An 18,251-nucleotide genomic window follows, 5' to 3' on the forward strand; every position below is an offset into this window, starting at 1 on the left:
AGCTGGGTATAGCATCGGCGACGTAACCCGACAGAACGCCCACAGGAGGGCACATGAGCAACGGTAATGGTGTCACGGCGACGCTTTCCGACGCCGCCGAGACTGTGAAGGAAAAGGCGATGGAAATCGGCGGCGCGGTCGCCTCCTCCGCCAGCGCCACCGTCGCCAAGGCGAAGAAGGCCGCCAAGAAGGCGGAAAAGACCGTCAAGGCCGACCTCGCGAAAGCGAAGAAGGCCGTCGCCAAGCGCACCAGCAAGGCCAGCAAGGCGGTGAAGAAGACCGTCGCCAAGGCCAAGAAGAAACTGGCCGCCGCCAGCGCCAACGCCAAGAAGGAAGCCGCCGCGCTCAAGCGCAAGGCCTCCGGCGCCGCCAAAAAGGCGGCCAAGAAGACCACCGCCCGCAAGGCGGCGAAGAAAGCCGTGAAGAAAACCACGGCCCGGAAGGCGGCGCCCAAGAAGGCCGCCGTCCGCAAGGCAGCACCGAAGAAGGCAGTAGCCAGGAAAGCGGTAGCGAAGAAAGCAGCACCCAAGAAGGCGGCCAAGAAAGCCGTCCGCAAAGCAGCCCCGAGAAAGACCGTAAAGAAAGCCGCCAGAAAGGCGGCCAGGAAGTAACCCGCGGTACCGCCTTCCCCTCTCCCCACCGGGGAGAGGGGACAGGCTTCAGGGCACCACCGCCCGGAAGGCGGTCCCCTCATCACCCAGCACAACGACACAACAGGATTTCCCGCCATGGCCGTCAAGATCGACAAGAAAATCAAGGGTTACAGCGTCCTCACCCCGGAAGACAAGGCGCGCGAAGCGGCGCCCCCGGTGCAGGTCGAGTCGATCACCCGCGCCAAGGCCGAGGCCGAACTGCCCAAGGCCGACATCATCCACATGCACGAGCGCATCGAGCGCCCGGAAGTGCTGGTCGGCAGCACCTACAAGATCAAGTCGCCCCTGGTGGAACACGCCATGTACGTGACCATCAACGACATCGTGCTCAACGCCGGCACCGAGCACGAACTGCGCCGCCCCTTCGAAATCTTCATCAACAGCAAGTCGATGGAGCATTTCCAGTGGATCGTCGCGCTCACCCGCATCATGTCCGCCGTGTTCCGCAAGGGTGGCGACGTCACCTTCCTGGTCGATGAAATGAAGGCCGTGTTCGATCCGCGCGGCGGCTACTTCAAGGCCGGCGGCGTCTACATGCCGTCCCTGGTCGCCGAACTCGGCGCCATCGTCGAAGAACACATGAAGTCGATCGGCCTCATCCACGACCCGGAAATGAGCGACCACCAGCGCGCCATCCTGGCCGAAAAGCGCAAGCAGTACGAAGATCGCGCAAAAAAAAACTCTGAAGTAACCCCCTCCATCGTCTCTTCCCCCGCTCCCGCGGGGGAAGATGCCCGCAGGGCAGAAGGGGGCGCTCTTAACGCAAGCCCTTCAAGCACCACCAGCACCCCCGGCGCCTCCGAAGACATCGCCGTCACCGGCGACGGCGCCAGCTTCCCGCCCTCCGCCACCCTCTGCCACAAGTGCAGCACCAAGGCGCTCGTCATCATGGACGGCTGCGCGACGTGCTTGAACTGTGGGTATTCGAAGTGCGGGTGACGGTTACTGCATTGGAAAAAAGGGGCCGTATGGCCCCTTTTTTATTTCAATCAACCAATCAAGTTATGCAATCCTGATGAATCGCTCGCGTGGCTGACGTTGTCAACGACCTTGTTGGAAGGCCGAATCGCATCGAGTGAGAAGAGAGGTGGTCCAACCCACAGGGAAATCACCATCACGAGCGGTCCGCCCTCGCAGCCCAACCTCGATCCACCTACTCCTTCAACCGCACCCTGAACTGAAAACACTCGATCCCAAACCCTTCGCGGAAATAGAAGCGATGGGCCTGTTCGCGAATGGTTCGGGAGATCAGTTGAATCTCGGCGCAATCCAGGGCTTCGGCCTCGGCGCGTAGTCTGGCGATGATCCGGGAACCGTAGCCCTTGGAGCGGACGCGCTCGTCCGTCACCAGGTCGTCGATATAGAGCAGGCGGCCGCAATAGATCATGTTCATGACGCGGTAGCTGGCCACGGCGCGCACCACGTTGTCGTCGGTGAGCGCCAGCAGTTTGAGGTTGTCGCTGGCCATCAGGTCCCGGATGAGGGATACGTAGCTGGCTTTTTCGATGTTGGGACGCAGTTGGCGCATGACGTCGAACGTCGCGGCAATCTGGTCGTCCGAAACGGCATGCTCGATATGTACGGTCATCGACGTCGGGGAGGCGGCGGCACGAGGGGATGACGCGATTCTGGGCAGGCGGCGGTCACGCCGTCAATCGGAACCGGGTGCTTCAGGGAACCTCCGAGAGCAGGGACCGGAGCGCGCCGCTGCGGTTCATCGCCATCATGTCGTCGAAACCGCCGATGGGCACGTCGTTGATCACGATCTGCGGCACGGAGGTGCGATGGGTGGCGGCGACCATCGCTTCGCGTGCCTGCGGATCGGTGTCCACCCGCAGCTCCCTCCACGAGAGGTTCCTGGCCTTGAGGAAGTTCTTGGTCGCCATGCAGAAGGCGCAGGTGGCGATGGTGTAGAGGACGATGCGCGGCATGATGTGGTGCTCCTCAGTAGGCGGGGGAAGGAAGGGGGAAGGGATGAACATCCGTGTCCTGCGCGGTGGATGCGGTCGTGACGTCGGGCGGGCCTTCGGTGACCACCAGCAGCACGATGCTTCCGGCGTCCAGGCCATAGCGTTCCCGCTGCTCCGGTTGGCGGGATGCCGCCAGCAGGCCGGCCAGGCCCGCGGCGCCAGAGGGCGTGGATGCCGGGCCTCCGGCGGCCAGTAGCTGTGCCGGCCCGGCTTCCAGTTCGGATTCGGTCACCCGCATCGATTGGGCGCGGTGACGCAACAGGATCTCCAGGGCCGGCGCCGAGGCCAGGCCGCAGGCGAGCATTTCGGCCGTGGTCCGCAAGTCTCCCTCGATGCGAACCGGCCTGCCTTCGCGCATGGCGCGGGCCACGCATGCGGCGCCGTGGGGTTCGACCACCACGAGGCGGCCGGCGGCGTGCATGTGGGCATGCAGACCCTCCGCGATGGCTGCCGCGAGCCCGCCCACGCCCGCCTGGATGAAGGCATGGGTCGGCTGGACGTTGCCGGCGGCGGCGAGCTGGCAGATGAGTTCATCCGTCAACACGCCATAACCGGCCATGACGTCCTTCACCACCGGGTGGTCGGCGTCGGGCGTGGTGTCCGGAACCAGCAGGCAGTCTTCCGCGAGTGCCGCCGCCTGCGCGCACTGCACGGCATCGTCGTAGGTGCCGTCCACGAGTACGATGTCCGCGCCCGTCGCCCTGATCCGATCGACCCGCACGGGGCTCACGTCATGGGGCAGGTAAACGGTGGCGCGCACACCGGCGCGTTGGGCGGCGGAGGCCACCGCCAGGCCATGATTGCCGTCGCTCGCGCAGACCAGGCGAAGGCGCCGATGGGCGGCGCCATCCGCGTTCGGCGAATTCATGGCGTGGCGCCTGATCGCGCGCAGTGCCGCGACCATTCCGCCCAATACCTTGAAATTGCCCAGCGGACGCTCGGCCTCGTTCTTGACGAAGACCCGGGCGACTCCGGCGGCCCTGGCCAGTCCGGGCATCTCCAGGAGCGAGGTGGCCTGGTAGCCCTCCCATATGTCGCCGGGATTCCAGTCGCGCGAAAGGTTCGAAGAAGATTTCATGCCGGCAGTATGCGCAGGCCTGCGCGCCGTCTTGCCGCAAAACGGGCCGCTGCCGTGCGGATTATCCGCAATCGCGCAGGCGGAACCGCAAGAAAACAAGCACCGCGTTCCGCCGCTACACCGGTTTACACGTCGGCTTCCCCGGGAACGGGAATGGTCAGGCCGCGCTTGACCACGCCCAGCGCCACGTTCGTGGTGAACCGCTTTACGTTCGCGTTCTCGCCGACCATGCGCGCCATCAGCGCGTCGTAGGTTTCCGTGTCGGGCGCGGTGATGACCAAGACGAAGTCGGCCTCTCCCGTCACATAGAACGCCTGCTGGATATGGATCTGGGTGGCCATCCATTTCCTGAACTGCGCGAGCAGTTCGGGGCGCTCCCGTTCCACCTGGACGGACACGATGAAGAAGGTGGGTTTGCCTGCGTACCGGGGATCGACGACGGCGATGTCGCGCATGATCGCGCCGGACTCGCGCAGTCGACGCACCCTGCGCTGCACGGCCGACGGAGACAGGGCCACCTGCTCGGCCAGCCGATCGGCGGTCTGGCCCGCGTCCTCCTGCAGGAGGTTGAGAAGCTGTCGGTCGAAGCGGTCGAGCTGCATGGCGTCATCCTAACCCTGCCTTTGCGCGGAAAAAAGGCGCAAACCACTCCCGAATCGCGGCGTACCTGCACGGACGCGCCCGTAGCATCTCAGCTCCGATTCGGAGGTGTCATGGATTTTTCGCAACTGCAGGACTTCATCGAAGAAACCTGGTCATCGGAGGTCATGCCGGCGCTGCTGGCCTACATGCGGATCCCGTGCGAGTCCCCCGCGTTCGACCCCGGCTGGGCGGACAGCGGGCATATCGAGCGCGCGGCCGAACTCATGCGCGACTGGTCGAGCCAGCAACTGGACGGCGTGCCGGGCGTCTCGATCGAGATTCTCAGGCTCGGGGCGCGTACCCCGGTCCTGCTGATCGACATCGCCGGCGACGGACGCGCGCCCTGCCTGATCTACGGTCACCTGGACAAGCAGCCGCCGATGGACGGCTGGACGAACGGTCGCTCGGCCTGGACCCCTTCCCGGGAAGGCGATCGGTTGTATGGGCGTGGGGGCGCCGACGACGGCTATGCGCTCTTCAGCGCCATCACGGCGGTACGCGCGTTGCACGACCAAGGCGCATCGCTGCCGCGTTGCCTGATCCTGATCGAGGCCTGCGAAGAATCCGGCAGTGGCGATCTGCCCGCCTATATCGATCATCTCGCGGATCGCATCGGGGTTCCGGCGGTCGTGTTCGCGCTCGACGCCGGCTGCGGAAATTACGATCAGCTGTGGTTGACGACGTCCCTGCGGGGACAGGTGGCCGGCACCTTGACGGTGCGCGTGCTGGAGCAGGGCATCCATTCCGGCGATGGCTCCGGCGTGGTTCCGTCAAGCTACCGTATCGCTCGCCAGCTGCTGTCGCGTCTTGAATCGGAGGAGAGCGGCGAAATCGTGGATGCCTTCCACGTCGCCATTCCCGCCGCCAGCCGCGCGCAGGCGGAGGTGGCCGCCGAGGCGCTGGGCGCCGACTTCCATGCGCAGTTGCCGCTGGCCGGCGGCGTCCGTCCCGTGAGCGGGCAGGTCAGCGAATTGATCCTCAACCGATCCTGGCGGCCCCAGTTGGCCGTGCTCGGCATCGACGGGCTGCCCTCGGTCGCGAACGCCGCCGCCGTGACGCAGCCGAGCACGACGCTGAAGCTGGGCCTGCGGTTGCCGCCCACCCTGGATCCGGTGCGGGCGGCGGCCACGCTCAAGCGCCTGTTCGAGTCCGATCCGCCGTACGGCGCGCAGGTGGAGTTCACCCCCCAGTTGCAATCAGGCGGTTGGTTGGCGCCAACCATGCCTGCCTGGCTGGAACACATCGTCGAAGAGGCGTCGATCGCCGCTTTCGGCGCGCGCCCGGCCGCGATCGGCGGCGGCGGCGGCATCCCGTTCCTGTCCATGCTCGGGGAGCGGTACCCGCAGGCGCAGTTCATCGTCACCGGCGTGCTCGGGCCGCAATCGAACGCCCATGGACCCGACGAGTTCCTGGATGTCCCTACCGCCATCCGCATCACCATCGCGCTGGCGCACATCCTGCGGGATGTCCAGTTGCAGGCAGGCTCCCACGACAGCCATGCCTTTCCTTCCACCGTGCCCGCGCAGGACACGACCAATCCCTGAGTACGACCCCATGAAACTGCTCTATCAGACCCATTCGCCCTACGCCCGCAAGGCGCTCGTGTTTGCCCACGAGGTCGGCATCGCGCCGCGGCTTGAAGTCATCCATCAGGAAACCAGTCCCACCGCGAAGAACCTTGAGGTGTTCGCGCAGAATCCGCTGGGCAAGGTGCCGGTGCTGCTGCGCGAAGGGGCGAGCCCCCTCTTCGACTCGGACGTGATTTGTGCCTATTTCGATTCCCTGCACGATGGGCCGCGCCTGATTCCCGCGAGTGGCGAAGCCCGCTGGAACGCGCTCCGACTGCAGGCGGCCGCGCAGGGAATCGCCGACGCGGGCATCGCCTTGCGCTGGGAAACGGTGCGACGCCCGGTGGAACTGCGTTACGCGCCATTGAGGGATGGCTACATCGAAAAACTGCGGACGACCTACGACTGGCTCGAAAGCGAAATCGCGCCAGGTGAACCTCTGCATGTCGGCCATATCGCGATGGCCACTGCCCTGAGCTGGATCGCCTTCCGCGAATTGCCGGACTTCCGGACCGGGCATCCCCGCCTGACGGAGTGGTTCGACGCCTTCGAGCGGCGGGCTTCGATGCGGGCCACGCCGCTGCATGGCGAAACCCGGGACTGACTGGGCAGCGCCGTGCCCACGACCGCTTGAATTCACCGCGGGATGCCGCTCATCCGCGGGCCGCGGCGGGATGGGTTGACATGCAGGTAAACGCCTGCATAATGAGTTGCACTCAATCGATGCACCGGGATGGACGACGACAAGGTTTTCAAGGCGCTGGCCGACCCGACGCGCAGAAGGCTGCTTGACCTGCTGTGCGAGCGGAACGGGCAGACCCTGGGCTCGCTCTGCGAGCAGATCGACATGGCGCGGCAGTCGACGGCGCAGCACGTCGGGATTCTCGAGGCGGCGCAGCTGGTCAGCACCGTCTGGCGTGGCAGGGAGAAGCTGCATTTCATCAACCCGGTCCCGCTGCATGAAGTCTACGAACGCTGGGTGCGCAAGTTCGAACGTCAACGACTCGCGCTCCTGCACGACCTCAAGAACGAACTGGAAAGGGAATGATCATGGGCAACGACAAAACCAGCTTTGTGTATGTCACCTATATCCGTTCAACGCCGGAGAAGGTGTTCGAGGCCATTACCCGGCCGGAAGTGGCACGACAATACTGGGGGCACGAGAACGTGTCGGACTGGGCGCCGGGATCCGACTGGAAACACGTGCGCGCCGACGACGGCCGCGCGGTGCAACTGGTGGGCAAGGTGGTTGCCATCGACCCGCCGACGCGCCTGGTCATCACCTGGGCCGATCCCGCGCAGGCCGGCAACCCCGATGCGCACAGCCGCGTGAGTTTCGACATCGCACCCTATGACGGCATGGTGCGGCTGACGGTGACCCACGAGGAACTCCAGGCCGACGGCGAGATGGCCCGCGGCATCCAGCGGGGCTGGCCGATTGTCCTGTCCAGCCTGAAGTCGTTGCTGGAAACAGGACAGGGCATGGATGTGTTCGCCAAACCGACCGCGTCCTGACGAAGGGAGCCCACAGATGACCGAGCCATTCACCGGCGGCTGCGCGTGCGGCGCCATCCGCTACTCGACCCCGCACGCGCCGATTTTCCAGAATCACTGCCAATGCCGCGATTGCCAGCGCCGAAGCGGTACCGGGCACGGATCGTGGCTGACCTTCCCCGCCCGATCCGACATGACCCTCACCGGTCAAGCGACCGAGTGGGAAGTCGCCAGCGACAGCGGCAACCGGAAGATCCACGCGTTCTGCCCGATCTGCGGCACGCCCACCCATCTGCGCTTTTCCGAATCGCCGGATCTGATTGCCGTCGCGGCGGCCAGCCTGGATGACCCCAGGCGCTTCACCCCCCAGGTGCTGACTTACCGCGTGCGTGCCCTGGACTGGGATGACATGTCACCCTCTTTGCCGGCCTTCCAGACGATGCCGCAGGCATGAAGACCCGGGGATCCCACGGACGGGATCCCGCACGGCCACGCTGATTGTCCGGAACCTCCCCCTCCCGGGCGGAACGGCACCCCAACGTCTGACCTATTCAGCCCCGCGACGCATGGCAATACCATCGACCGACGAGATTTCTCCTCTGCCGGCTCGCCCTATCAGATCCGTCCCATTGTTTCGGGCCGGGTTGGTGGAGAATCTGATGGAGGAGGCGCGAAGGCGCAGGCGAACTGGGGACGGGTAGGTTTTACCCCGGACATTCCCAGCGAAGCCGGGCTTGCGCGCCGGAAGCGTCCAGCGGGTGAAGGCGGACGCCACCGATCCGATGCAACGAATTTCCGATGCGAAGTCCCTTCCGGAGAAGCGCAATGATGTCCCTCCACAACCGTCGTGCCGTTCCAACGTCCGTGGCTGGATGGCGACGCGCCCTCACGGCGCTGGCGCTGGCCGTCGTCGCACCGGTCGCCGTCGCTCAATCCGCGCTGTTTGATTCCCACGTCCATCTGTGGGACGGCGAGAAGTCGCTTGCGGCGTATGAAGCGCAGTTGAAGGAAAGCAGGCTGGGGCCGGCCCGATTCGCGGCGATGTGGTTCGGCGGCCCCAACCAGGCGCTGGCCGGGGACACGGCGAAAATCCGCGCCGGCAACGATGGCATTCTCGCCCTGGCGGCCCGCCATCCCCGGATGACGCCGGTGGTGACGGTCCATCCCTACGACGGAGAGGCGGCGCTGATGGAACTGGAGCGCGTCGCCAAACAGGGTGCCAAGGTTCTCAAAATCCACCCGCATACCCAGCAGTTCGAGGCCGATGACCCGCGCGTGCTGGCGGCCGTCACCCGTGCCGGCGAGCTGGGGGTGATCGTGCTGATCGACAACGCCAACATCCTGCCGGGCGACAGCGAGAAGATGTTCAATCTGGCGCTGCGCGCGCCGGGAACCAAGATCATCTTCGCGCACATGGGCGGGATGAACTTCCGCTTCTGGAACACGCTCAAGGCGGCGCGCACCGCCGAGGGGCTGCTGGGCGACAACATCTATTTCGACGTGTCGGCCATCGTGGCGCTGGTGGCGGATTCGCCGGTTGAGCAGGAATTCGTCTGGACCATGCGCAACGTCGGCATCGACCACATCCTGCTGGGTTCCGACTATCCGCAGTTCACGCTCGAGCAGAATGTCGACGCCTTGAACCGCCTCGGTCTGGACGCGAAGGAAGTGACCAAGGTGCGCTACCAGAATGCGCACGTCCTGTTGAATCAGGGCGATTGAGCTGGATGCAGACGGAAGGCGTCGCTACCAGTGAAGGCGTTCCCACGGCAGCGGTCGTTGCTGGCCGACGAAGAGCGCGGGCATTGGGACCCGTATACCTGTGCCGGAGCGGATGCGCGGAGCTCATGCCGTCTTCCATCGCGGGCAACGCCCGCCAGGAATTGAGCCCCGGTGACCAGTGGGACTAGACGCCCTGCCGGGCGGCCGAGTAGTGGCGCAGCCTGTCGGCGATGTTCCCGGCATGCAGCTCGAACAGATGATTGTCGAAGTCGTAGAAGTAGACGGATGCGCTCTCCGCGCCTACCCGGGGGCGTGACGGCACCACCTCCGCACCTGCCTCGATCAGGCGGCGCGTGATCTCCGGAACAGCTTCCAGATCGATACTGAGGGCGATGTGATCGTAGGAGCGGGCGCGCTGGATGTGCGCGTCTTCCATGACGACCAGCCACAGATCGCCGATCCTGAGAAACGTCTCCGGATACTTCGAGTACTCGCGTTCAGGGCTCCGGTATTCCTCACGGGCGCCCAGGGCCTGGACAAACAGTCGGACGGTCCGATCCATGTCGCGCACGATGATGGTCACGTGGTTGATACCGTGGATTGGCATGGGCGCGGCTCCGGGGTCCAGGCGAAAGCCGGACGTCCGACGGATGATAGATCGCCCGTCTGTGGCAAAGTCGCCGATTGTCATCCGGTGATGGAGCCGAAAAAGCCATCAGATTGGCGCGGGTAGTCCCGCCGTACAGAGTTTTTCTGAACTACTGGCGCAGGGTGTCAGCCGACGTTGCCCAGCGGTGTCGATTGACCCTGAGTGTTTCGTACAAAGTACGCGTTCTCACGGAACGCGGAACGCGCAATGCTGTTCCAGGGCTAGAGCGCCAGTATCAGCGTAATGCCCATGGCGTTGTGAAACATCTGGATGAGAGCCGAGGACACGGTGCTTTCCTTGAGTGACCTGGACGGACACAAGAAGGGCGTCGCGAAGACCAGCGAAGGGAACCAGACCACCAGACCCCAGAGGCCGTAGAACGCGCTCTGGGCAGTGGCGAACAAGGTGCCAGCCAACATTGCTGACCATCGTGGTGAGAGGCGTCTGGAGAAGTTCTTGAACAGCCATCCCAGCAGGAGGGCTTCCACGAACGGCGACAGCACCACGGTTCCGACGATCATAAGGACCTTGGAGAATGCCCCGGGCCCATGTCGAGAGCCGGTGGCGGGCTCTCCAGAACCTGATTCAATCCCAACGCCGCCAGGAGGGCGCCTGCAAAGCTGATACAAGCCAAGAGCAGGCAGCGTCGAAGCACCGAGTAGGTCAACATGGCGATCAGAAGCCCGACGACGCGTGGCCGCCGGGACAAAGGATTACTGCATGCCCGCAGGCATGTTGTTGTAGTAATCGCACGCATCTCCGCCGGAATGCTTTTCCGAGAGAATTGTTTTGGCGGCCAGCTTCACGCCCTATCCAATGACAAATCGAATGACTGTCGTGCGAATGCCACCGCTTACAGTTTGAATTTCATTGGTTGAAAGTTCACGCATGATCGACCTCTTCCTCTCAATGGCCACTGGCCGGAAGTCCCGAGTCTGCCGTGATAATGTCGAGGATGTCGACTAACTTTGAGCATTTTGCGCTCAAAATTCATGCTGTCACGGAAGCATCCAAATTGGAACCAGCGGGGCGAATTCCTTTCTACCGTGCTGGCCCGCTTCCATTCACGATCCGCCCCTCCACCATCGTCAAAACCCGATCCGCGCTGCGAATGGTCTCGGGCCGATGGGCGACGATGACCTTGGTCAATTTCAGTTGCTGGACGGCTGCATTGACCAGCCGCTCTCTCGTCACGTCGAGGTGGCTGGTGGCTTCGTCCAGGAATAGAAGTTTGGGCTGTCGGTACAGCGCCCGCGCGAGAATGAGCCGCTGCTTCTGTCCGCCCGAGAGCGAGCTGCCCATGTCGCCGATCAGGCTGTGATAGGCCATGGGCATGGCGGCAATCTCCTCGTGTACCGCCGCCAGCCGGGCGGCAGCCTCCACCCGGTCGTGGTCGAAATGGGGGTCGAAAAAGCTGATGTTGTCGGCGATGCTGCCGGCGAACAATTGGTCATCCTGCATCACGGTGCCAATGATGGCGCGGAAGTTGCGAGGGCCTACCTGTTTCAGGTCCATGCCGCCTATGCGGATGCTGCCCAATTCCGGTCTCAGCAGGCCAAGCATCAGCTTGACCAGAGTGGTCTTACCACAGCCGGATGGTCCGACGATGGCCACCGACTCGCCGGGTTCGATGATGAAGCTGCAATCCTTGACAACCCAGGGCTCGCTTTCGGCGTAGCGGAAAGACAGGTTCTCCACCACGATCCGCGACTCGCCAGCGGGGAGGCTTTCCGGTCCGTCAATGTCCTCGGGAGGCGTCAACACGATATCGGCCAGCCGCTCGCCATGCAGGCGCAGCAGTTTGAAGCCGATGAATGTGTCGATGAGACTGGTAATTCGGCTGCTGAACTGCGCTTTGTAGGAAAGGTACGCCACCAGCATCCCTACCGAGAACGTGTTGCCGATAACCAGATATGCGCCGACGGCCAGCACCACGATGTTCTCGATGCCGAATATCAGGTTGCTTACGGCACCGTAGATCATATCCATCCTGGCGATCCGGACCGTCTGGTTCTGCGTATCAACTGCATGGTTCATCCAGGCGCCGTGGCGCTGGCGCTCGTGCCCCATGAGCTTGATGGTGGTGACGCCACGCAAGGTCTCGAGCAGGTGGGTCTGCAACCTGGCGGATAATACGAGCTTCTCTTCGTTCGCCTGGCGGAACCAGCGATAAGTGGTCAGCCTAACTCCAAAGTAGAGCAGCAGTGCGATCGCGCTGGCCAGCATCAGCAGGGGGCTGTACGTCAGCATCATCGCCAAGGTGGTGACCGTCATGATGCCGTCCAGGACTACGCCCACGGCACTGGACGTGATCATGCTCTGGATGGTGCCAACCGAGCCCATGCGCGAAGTGATGTCGCCCAGATGGCGCTTCTCAAAAAAATCCACGGGCAGGCGGAGCAGGTGCGCCAGGACGTTACCATTCCATTGCAGGCCGAGGCTCGTCGACAGGTGGATGCCCGCCCAGGTGCGCATCAGCCCGATGGCGATCTGCAATACCAGGAGAAGAGAGAATGCGACGATCAGGACGGCCAGGAGATTGGTATCCGCACTGACCAGGACATGGTCGATGACGCCCTGGGTAAGCAGAGGAGACACCAAGGTGAAGACCTGCAGGGCAAGCGACAGGACCAGGATCTGGATCAGCGAGCGCTTCAGTCCTCCGATGGTGCCTGCCAACTGGCGGAAAGAAACGGATGGCTTCGGCTCCTCCTTTTCGAACTCAAGTCCGGGGCGGAGCTCAAGAGCGACGCCGGTGAACCGGCTGGAAGCCTCATCCATTGACACTTTCTGCAGTCCAATGGCGGGATCCATGACCGTCAGCCATTTGCCCTTGACCTCCGCCAGCACCACGAAATGATTGAGATCCCAATGCAGGATGCACGGCAGCTCTAGCTGGTCAATTTCCGCCAGCTCCAACCGAAGTGGACGCGTGAGAAGACCGTGTTGGCCCGCGATGCCGACAAGCTGTTGAAGTGTGGCTCCCTTCAGCGAAAGGCCATTCTGGCTGCGGAGGGTGGCGAGATCCACGTGGCGACCATGATGGGCGAGGATCATCGCCAAGCAGGCAAGTCCGCACTCGGCCGCTTCAGATTGAACGATCGGTCTCATGCGTGCCTGTGGGATGCAGCGAAGATTCGGATGCCCGGCCTGTCGATGGGGAGGATGCTCGGGGGCATGAACTGTCTGGGATGTGCATGAGCAAGGCGCTTGGCCCATAACCAACCGTGGGGAAAGGAATCACGCTTCAACGGATGATCACCGGGTCCCCGGTGTCCGTCCGGAACCCGAGCTTTCCGTAGACGGCGGAGGTCTGGCTGACCCGTGCGTTCCCCTCCGCTGCAAGGTCGAAATAGACGCCGAGTGCCGGAATATAGGCCACGACATGGTTGGACCATCGGGGATCCGGGACTACCAGACTTCTAGGAGGTTCTCGCTTGAGGCTCGTGATGACAGCAGTGGAGTAGATGCCCTGCGCGCTGAGCGAATCGATGAACAAGGTCACGTAATCTTTGCAGTCAGCGACGCCAAGCTGCCGAATCCTGTCGGGAGAGTTTTGAGGATAAACGCCGGAGTTGTCCGCCGTGACCTGATAGGGGAATCGGCCTTTCAGTTCACCTGCAATCGCATCAACATCACCAAGCTCAATTTCATGGCGGTTGGTGGATGGATTCGAAAGCAACGCGCGCAGGTGTCGCTCATATCCCATGGCGTGGTCGGGCCAGCTTTCGATGGTCGAGAATATCGTGTAGCTGCCTTCTTCGGACCCGCGACGGTCGTCATCCAAGACAGCGGAACCGTTGATCTTCCCTCGATGGATACTTCCGTCCATCATCTCCGGCGAGTCGAGGTAAATAGGGATTCCTTCCGCTGCTGTGATGATGTGCCTGTTGATGGATCCGGCATCCATATAGAGCGTCCCAAGGACACCGTCGACCAGGGGGTCAGTAACCTTAACTAGACGAACTACGAGCATTGCCCTCTCCTTTGAGACTCGATCAACCTCCGTCTCCTTTACCTCGCGATAACAGATTGGCGAGGTGGGATCGTTGGACGACAACTGGACCGCTTCGGTAAAGGCCGAGTTTTTGGATGCCGAAAACGCAGATGCGGAAAGGACGTGGGTAAGGCTGCATCGATGTGGAACGTAGAAGGCGTTGCGTACGCCCTTGTCAAACAGTCTTTTGTCATCGGGAGAAAATACATAAAGACTGGTTTGGACAAGCCTGTTGTCGTCGGTGAGAATCCCCCGGGAATACAAGCACGAAGATTCTTCGTGCACGCATTTATCGAGGAACTTCACTTCGTCTTTTCCTGGTTCGATGAATGGTGGTCCCTCAAAGGTGCTCGCGACGAAGGGGGCCAGTAGGGTAATAAGGAGAGCATGCCCATGTGCGGTCATTTGTCTGTTTTTACTGCCTTCTTCCATTGCTCTTGCCTGCCCATCTGGGGAAATGGGCAGGCGTTGGGCTATTGGGGCTTACCGAATACAGGTCCGGCTTTCCGAATCCCACGTCCCTCCATCAAGCTGCTCGCAGATTTTGGAGACTGATTTGTCCAATAGACTGGTCCATTTGTCGGCTGCGTTGCTGCAGGTTGCATCAATGGCGTCGGATATTCCTGGTGCGGATCTGCCTGTCGCCCATTCCACCCCTGCACCCAGTAGACGGCATGCATCCATTGCTTCTGCATGGGTTAGTCCTTGAGATCTTGCAGTCCTGTATGCGTCTTCCAATTCTTTCTGAACATTGGGTGGAATGTCGCCACCGTTCTGTCCGCCTGAAACGATCTGCAGTTCTTTCATGGTCAGCGTTCTCATAACTAGCTCCTTTTTGCTTCGCGTGAATCCGGGACGCACCCGGGAATCTGATGACAGGCGGTCGAGCGGGCTTGGCTTGCGGGATTTCAGTGCGTCAGGACGGTGCCTCGAATGGAGTAAATGGGCTCAAAGACCCACTCGATAAGTCTTCGTTTTTCTCCCAGCACGTCGGCATCAAGCAGCATTCCCGGCTTGAGTGGCTCGGGCTTTCCGTAGGCGGTGATGACTTGCCGGTCGAGTGCAACGCTGATGCGATAGAGCGGTTCGTTGGCGGACTCGCCCACACCCGGGGAATCGCTGCTTCCGGCGCTCCGGCTGATACGGCTGACCCTCCCACGGTGCTGGCCGAACTTCTGGTAGGGGTAGGCCTGATACCGCAGCAGGACGTGATCACCCGGCTCGATGAAGCCGATGGCGCGGCTGGGCACCCACAGCTCCGCTTCCAGTCGGCCGTCACCGGGAAGCACGTTCATCAAAGGCTGGTTGGCCTGCACCGCCTGGCCGGGCTTGAACCACTGCGCGGCGACGAGACCGCTGACGGGAGCAGTGATGGCCTGTTCGCTCCGAGCCCGGGTTTCCAGGCCTTCCTGTTCGAGCAGGGCGAGGTCGCGCAGGAATGCGGCCTCGCCGCTGCGGCGTTGGCCCGGCAGTTCGTGCGTGGCCTGCTCGAGCTGGGTGATCAGGCGGCGGGTCGTGATGGCCTGACGCTGCAGATTCTGCATTTCCCCTGTCAGGGCAAGCACGCTGGATTCCTGTTGTTTGATTTGCAACAGGCTGACGTAACGGTCTTCCTCCAACCCGCGCAATCGGTCCAAGGTCTCCTGGGCGAGCCGGATCTGCGCTAGCCGGGTGGCCGTCTCTGCCTCGATCTGGTTCAGCTCCTGGCGGGCTGCCGCCAACTGCCCGGACAGGCCTCCAGCTTGGGCATTGAATTGCTCCTGCTGCGCAGCGCGCGACGAATGCAGGCCTGCGGTGCGCTGCCGAAGCCGTGCCTCGATGGCCGCCAGGGCATCGCCGCCAGCGACCGTGGCGCGAGGCATGGTGACCACGGCAATCGTCTGGCCTGCCCGGGCGTGACCGCCTTCGGGAATATCGACGCGGGAGACGATGCCGGTGACGGGAGAGAGAATCGTTGCCATGCCTTGCGCCGGCACAAGCTGGCCGACTACACGCGACCGGCGTGTATAAGTGCCAAGAAGCAGGAACAGGACGGTGGCCAGGGCCGCGAGGCCGGCGAAGGTGGTCAGTACCCACGACCGCAGGGGCTGGTTGAGCGTGATGCCGCCCAACCAGCCCGCGCGCTTGGCATCCAGCACTTCCTTGCGGAAAAGGTCCTGCGACATGGTGTTGCTCACCAAGAAAGCCGACGCAGAACAGTTACCCGCTTGAGGGGATCAAGTCGACTAACTTTGGACGTTTAGCGTTCAAAGATCGCGTTCTCACAGAAGCGATTTCGGGCGCTAAGATAGGCGGGCCCGCTTGGGGAGTCATGACCAGTGAAGGAATCCGGGATGGTAGGGGCAATGCCAGATACGACCGGTATTTCTGCCAGGCAGAGCGTTCGGTATAAACCGCGATACTGTCTTTCGTTTGCGCGCCGTGGCTTGCCACGAGCGCTTCTGGTTTTCGTCGCGCTTTTGTTGACGGGCTGTCCACCCGACGAGCGCTACATCGTCAACAATTTCCTGGGTGCGGACATACAGATTCGGTCTACGAGTGGCGACATCAGCGTGCGGAATTCGGATGTCGTCATCATCAGTAGCTACGAGCATGCGTTCGAACTCAACAAAGCGGGGAATCGCCTGCTGAAGTTCAGCTCCGGAACGGCAAGCCGATGTTTCATTCTTGATATTGCGTCCTATCGGGTTGACCCGGATCTCTATTACGGCGGCGGAGCGCGCTCGGTCCTCCAGATAGTGCTGCTTCCCGATGGCGATGCACGTGCCATCCCTTACAACCGTCGCGCACGGACTGAAGTCCAGAACGGGAGCATCAAATCCAGGCCACGCTTCCCCAGATGCCCGGGGCCCAGCCCAACCGGCAGCGGATAGCAGCTGTCATCGCGTTGAGGTTGATGCTTTCGACCCGTGAAAGCGGATGCGCTTTCCAATCATGAATAACAGTGGAGCGAGGTAGTGAGTAGTACGGATATCCACCGGCAGTCTTTGCACAGGATGATGAGCCTTGCGTTCATAGAGATACGCGCAGCCGAGTCACCCGGAGTGTCAAGGAAGCTCGCCGGTATATTCCACAATCTTCCCGTGCGGCTGCTCCGCTGCTCGACGGATGAGGACTACGAGGTCGAGTATCAGGTGCTGTTTGGCAGGGCCCGACGCTGGGGGATGGAAGACTATCTGATCGGGGTTCGTACGGGGGTGGAGAAAGCGATCCGCGAGCGTGACGGGACCAATGTGCCGGATTAGGGCGATGCGGCGCAATCATCTGCCGCCCTCATTCTCACCTCGGTTCGCGCGCCGTCCCCGCACCCACATCATCCCCAACGCGGCGACCAGCGGTAGGCCCAGCACCCGCAGCGCGCCGCTCGCGCCCGAGGCTTCCCACTGCGCGGCGGCCATCGGCAGGGCGATCAGCAGCACCGCGTTGTTGAGGCTTTCGGAGATTGCGAGCACCTGGCCCTTGTCGGGGCCGCTGTGGCGGGCGAGCAGGGCGGTGCTGGCCGGGGCCGCCACACCCAGCGCGCATCCCCACAGGATCAGGCAGGCGAGTCCGGCCGGCAGCGGCAATGGCGCGGCCATGAACATGCCCATCGCCAGCAGGAGCAGCCACAAGGCCACCATCAGTGCCGCCTCGTCTCCTGACAGCCGCCGGCGCAACGCGCCGATGCCGAGATTACCGAGCAACAGTCCGGCACCGAACACGGATACCGACAGACCGATGCTGGCGACGCCCAGTCCATGCCGGAGTCGCAGCACTTCACCCGCGAGCAGGAAGCCGGCGACCGCGGCACCGTTCCAGAGTCCCTTGGCGAGCAACAGCCGCACCAGTTCGCCCTGGCCCAGCCAACGGAAGGCGCCCGGGTTCGGAACAGGGAATGCGCGCGGCGACGAAGACACCGCAGCGCAGGCGACGCCGAAAGTCAGCACGCATCCGGCCGCCATCGCCCAGAACGGCGCGCGCCAGCCCAGCGCTTGCGCCAGCACGCCTGCCAACGCCGGACCGGCCACGATGCCGAAGGTCATCCCCGCCATGACCGCACCCATCGCCGCCGATTGCCGCCGCGCGGGGACGGCATCGGCCACCAGCGCGAACGCGGTGGGAATGAGCGCCGCCGACGCCAGCCCGCCCAGCATCCGCAACGCCAGCGCGACGCCGAAATTCGGCGCCAGTGTCAACGCCAGATGGTCCGCCGCCAATAGCAGCAACGACGCCAGCAGCCATCGACGCCGATCCATCCGGTCGGACAGGTACCCGAACACCGGCGCGGCCAACGCATAGGTCAGCGCGTAACTGGACACCAGCCACGCCGCCCGCGCCGGCGAAACCGCGAAGGCACGCGCCAGCGGCGCCAGCATCGCGGACAACATGAACTCGGACGCGCCGACGAAAAACACCGCCAGCGCCAACGTGGGTAACAGGAGTCGTGAAGGCACGGAGCCCTCCTTGCAGGCAGGGGAACAAGACGCGCGGCCAGGAAA

Annotated in this window: 20 protein-coding genes; 9 read left to right on the top strand and 11 right to left on the bottom strand. The window is 63.0% G+C overall.

The genetic code is table 11. The features are described 5' to 3' along the window. Positions 1 to 53 precede the first annotated feature (53 nt). Together AC3DE2_RS01090 and AC3DE2_RS01095 are read left to right on the top strand one after the other, a co-directional pair. Complete coding sequence (locus AC3DE2_RS01090) at positions 54 to 611, top strand: hypothetical protein (RefSeq protein ID WP_488424681.1); 558 nt, start codon at positions 54 to 56, stop codon at positions 609 to 611. Positions 612 to 728: 117 nt separating this feature from the next. Then, entirely contained in the window at positions 729 to 1,592 is an 864-nt protein-coding gene (locus AC3DE2_RS01095) for a TSCPD domain-containing protein (RefSeq protein WP_488424683.1), read from the top strand. Positions 1,593 to 1,806: 214 nt separating this feature from the next. Here AC3DE2_RS01095 and AC3DE2_RS01100 read toward each other — a convergent pair whose 3' ends face one another. The 4 genes from AC3DE2_RS01100 to AC3DE2_RS01115 all read right to left on the bottom strand — a co-directional run bounded on the left by AC3DE2_RS01100 (position 1,807) and on the right by AC3DE2_RS01115 (position 4,303). Next, on the bottom strand, positions 1,807 to 2,241 hold the full coding sequence (locus AC3DE2_RS01100) for a GNAT family N-acetyltransferase (RefSeq protein WP_488424685.1): 435 nt from the start codon (positions 2,239 to 2,241) through the stop codon (positions 1,807 to 1,809). 82 nt (positions 2,242 to 2,323) lie between these two features. Next, positions 2,324 to 2,584, bottom strand: coding sequence for a glutaredoxin domain-containing protein (locus tag AC3DE2_RS01105; protein ID WP_295375642.1), 261 nt, complete (start codon positions 2,582 to 2,584; stop codon positions 2,324 to 2,326). Between the two features lie 13 nt (positions 2,585 to 2,597). Further along, on the bottom strand, positions 2,598 to 3,701 hold the full coding sequence (locus AC3DE2_RS01110; RefSeq protein ID WP_488424687.1) for a pyridoxal-phosphate dependent enzyme: 1,104 nt from the start codon (positions 3,699 to 3,701) through the stop codon (positions 2,598 to 2,600). Positions 3,702 to 3,826: 125 nt separating this feature from the next. Beyond that, complete coding sequence (locus tag AC3DE2_RS01115; RefSeq protein WP_488424688.1) at positions 3,827 to 4,303, bottom strand: Lrp/AsnC family transcriptional regulator; 477 nt, start codon at positions 4,301 to 4,303, stop codon at positions 3,827 to 3,829. A 111-nt stretch (positions 4,304 to 4,414) separates the two neighbouring features. On the opposite strand from AC3DE2_RS01115, the gene AC3DE2_RS01120 reads away from it, so the two are divergent. The 6 genes from AC3DE2_RS01120 (at position 4,415) to AC3DE2_RS01145 (ending at position 9,127) form a co-directional block, all read left to right on the top strand. Further along, on the top strand, positions 4,415 to 5,887 hold the full coding sequence (locus AC3DE2_RS01120; protein WP_488424689.1) for a M20/M25/M40 family metallo-hydrolase: 1,473 nt from the start codon (positions 4,415 to 4,417) through the stop codon (positions 5,885 to 5,887). A gap of 10 nt (positions 5,888 to 5,897) precedes the next feature. Then, on the top strand, positions 5,898 to 6,515 hold the full coding sequence (locus AC3DE2_RS01125; RefSeq protein WP_488424691.1) for a glutathione S-transferase family protein: 618 nt from the start codon (positions 5,898 to 5,900) through the stop codon (positions 6,513 to 6,515). Between the two features lie 129 nt (positions 6,516 to 6,644). Continuing rightward, positions 6,645 to 6,959 (top strand): ArsR/SmtB family transcription factor, encoded by a 315-nt coding sequence (locus tag AC3DE2_RS01130; RefSeq protein ID WP_488424692.1) that lies wholly within the window; start codon positions 6,645 to 6,647, stop codon positions 6,957 to 6,959. A 2-nt stretch (positions 6,960 to 6,961) separates the two neighbouring features. Continuing rightward, the gene (locus AC3DE2_RS01135; RefSeq protein WP_488424693.1) at positions 6,962 to 7,426 is read left to right on the top strand and encodes an SRPBCC family protein; all 465 of its coding nucleotides are present in this window, start codon (positions 6,962 to 6,964) and stop codon (positions 7,424 to 7,426) included. A gap of 16 nt (positions 7,427 to 7,442) precedes the next feature. Next, entirely contained in the window at positions 7,443 to 7,859 is a 417-nt protein-coding gene (locus tag AC3DE2_RS01140) for a GFA family protein (protein ID WP_488424694.1), read from the top strand. Positions 7,860 to 8,233: 374 nt separating this feature from the next. Beyond that, positions 8,234 to 9,127, top strand: a complete 894-nt coding sequence (locus AC3DE2_RS01145) for an amidohydrolase family protein (protein ID WP_488424695.1) — start codon at positions 8,234 to 8,236, stop codon at positions 9,125 to 9,127. Between the two features lie 184 nt (positions 9,128 to 9,311). Here AC3DE2_RS01145 and AC3DE2_RS01150 read toward each other — a convergent pair whose 3' ends face one another. From AC3DE2_RS01150 to AC3DE2_RS01175, 6 genes are all read right to left on the bottom strand, one after another. After that, positions 9,312 to 9,734, bottom strand: coding sequence for a VOC family protein (locus AC3DE2_RS01150; RefSeq protein WP_488424696.1), 423 nt, complete (start codon positions 9,732 to 9,734; stop codon positions 9,312 to 9,314). Between the two features lie 263 nt (positions 9,735 to 9,997). Beyond that, the gene (locus AC3DE2_RS01155; protein ID WP_488424698.1) at positions 9,998 to 10,297 is read right to left on the bottom strand and encodes a hypothetical protein; all 300 of its coding nucleotides are present in this window, start codon (positions 10,295 to 10,297) and stop codon (positions 9,998 to 10,000) included. 520 nt (positions 10,298 to 10,817) lie between these two features. After that, positions 10,818 to 12,887: a peptidase domain-containing ABC transporter gene (locus AC3DE2_RS01160; RefSeq protein ID WP_488424700.1), complete on the bottom strand. Its 2,070-nt coding sequence runs from the start codon at positions 12,885 to 12,887 to the stop codon at positions 10,818 to 10,820. A 136-nt stretch (positions 12,888 to 13,023) separates the two neighbouring features. Next, the gene (locus AC3DE2_RS01165) at positions 13,024 to 14,205 is read right to left on the bottom strand and encodes a hypothetical protein (RefSeq protein ID WP_488424701.1); all 1,182 of its coding nucleotides are present in this window, start codon (positions 14,203 to 14,205) and stop codon (positions 13,024 to 13,026) included. Positions 14,206 to 14,256: 51 nt separating this feature from the next. Then, complete coding sequence (locus AC3DE2_RS01170) at positions 14,257 to 14,595, bottom strand: hypothetical protein (RefSeq protein WP_295375669.1); 339 nt, start codon at positions 14,593 to 14,595, stop codon at positions 14,257 to 14,259. A gap of 86 nt (positions 14,596 to 14,681) precedes the next feature. Next, positions 14,682 to 15,938: an HlyD family secretion protein gene (locus AC3DE2_RS01175; RefSeq protein ID WP_488425233.1), complete on the bottom strand. Its 1,257-nt coding sequence runs from the start codon at positions 15,936 to 15,938 to the stop codon at positions 14,682 to 14,684. 834 nt (positions 15,939 to 16,772) lie between these two features. On the opposite strand from AC3DE2_RS01175, the gene AC3DE2_RS01180 reads away from it, so the two are divergent. Beyond that, positions 16,773 to 17,018: a hypothetical protein gene (locus AC3DE2_RS01180; RefSeq protein WP_488424703.1), complete on the top strand. Its 246-nt coding sequence runs from the start codon at positions 16,773 to 16,775 to the stop codon at positions 17,016 to 17,018. A gap of 15 nt (positions 17,019 to 17,033) precedes the next feature. Here AC3DE2_RS01180 and AC3DE2_RS01185 read toward each other — a convergent pair whose 3' ends face one another. Further along, positions 17,034 to 18,206, bottom strand: coding sequence for an MFS transporter (locus AC3DE2_RS01185; RefSeq protein WP_488424704.1), 1,173 nt, complete (start codon positions 18,204 to 18,206; stop codon positions 17,034 to 17,036). Between the last annotated feature and the right edge of the window lie 45 nt (positions 18,207 to 18,251).

It is taken from the genome of Pseudoxanthomonas sp. 68-E7, assembly GCF_057773145.1.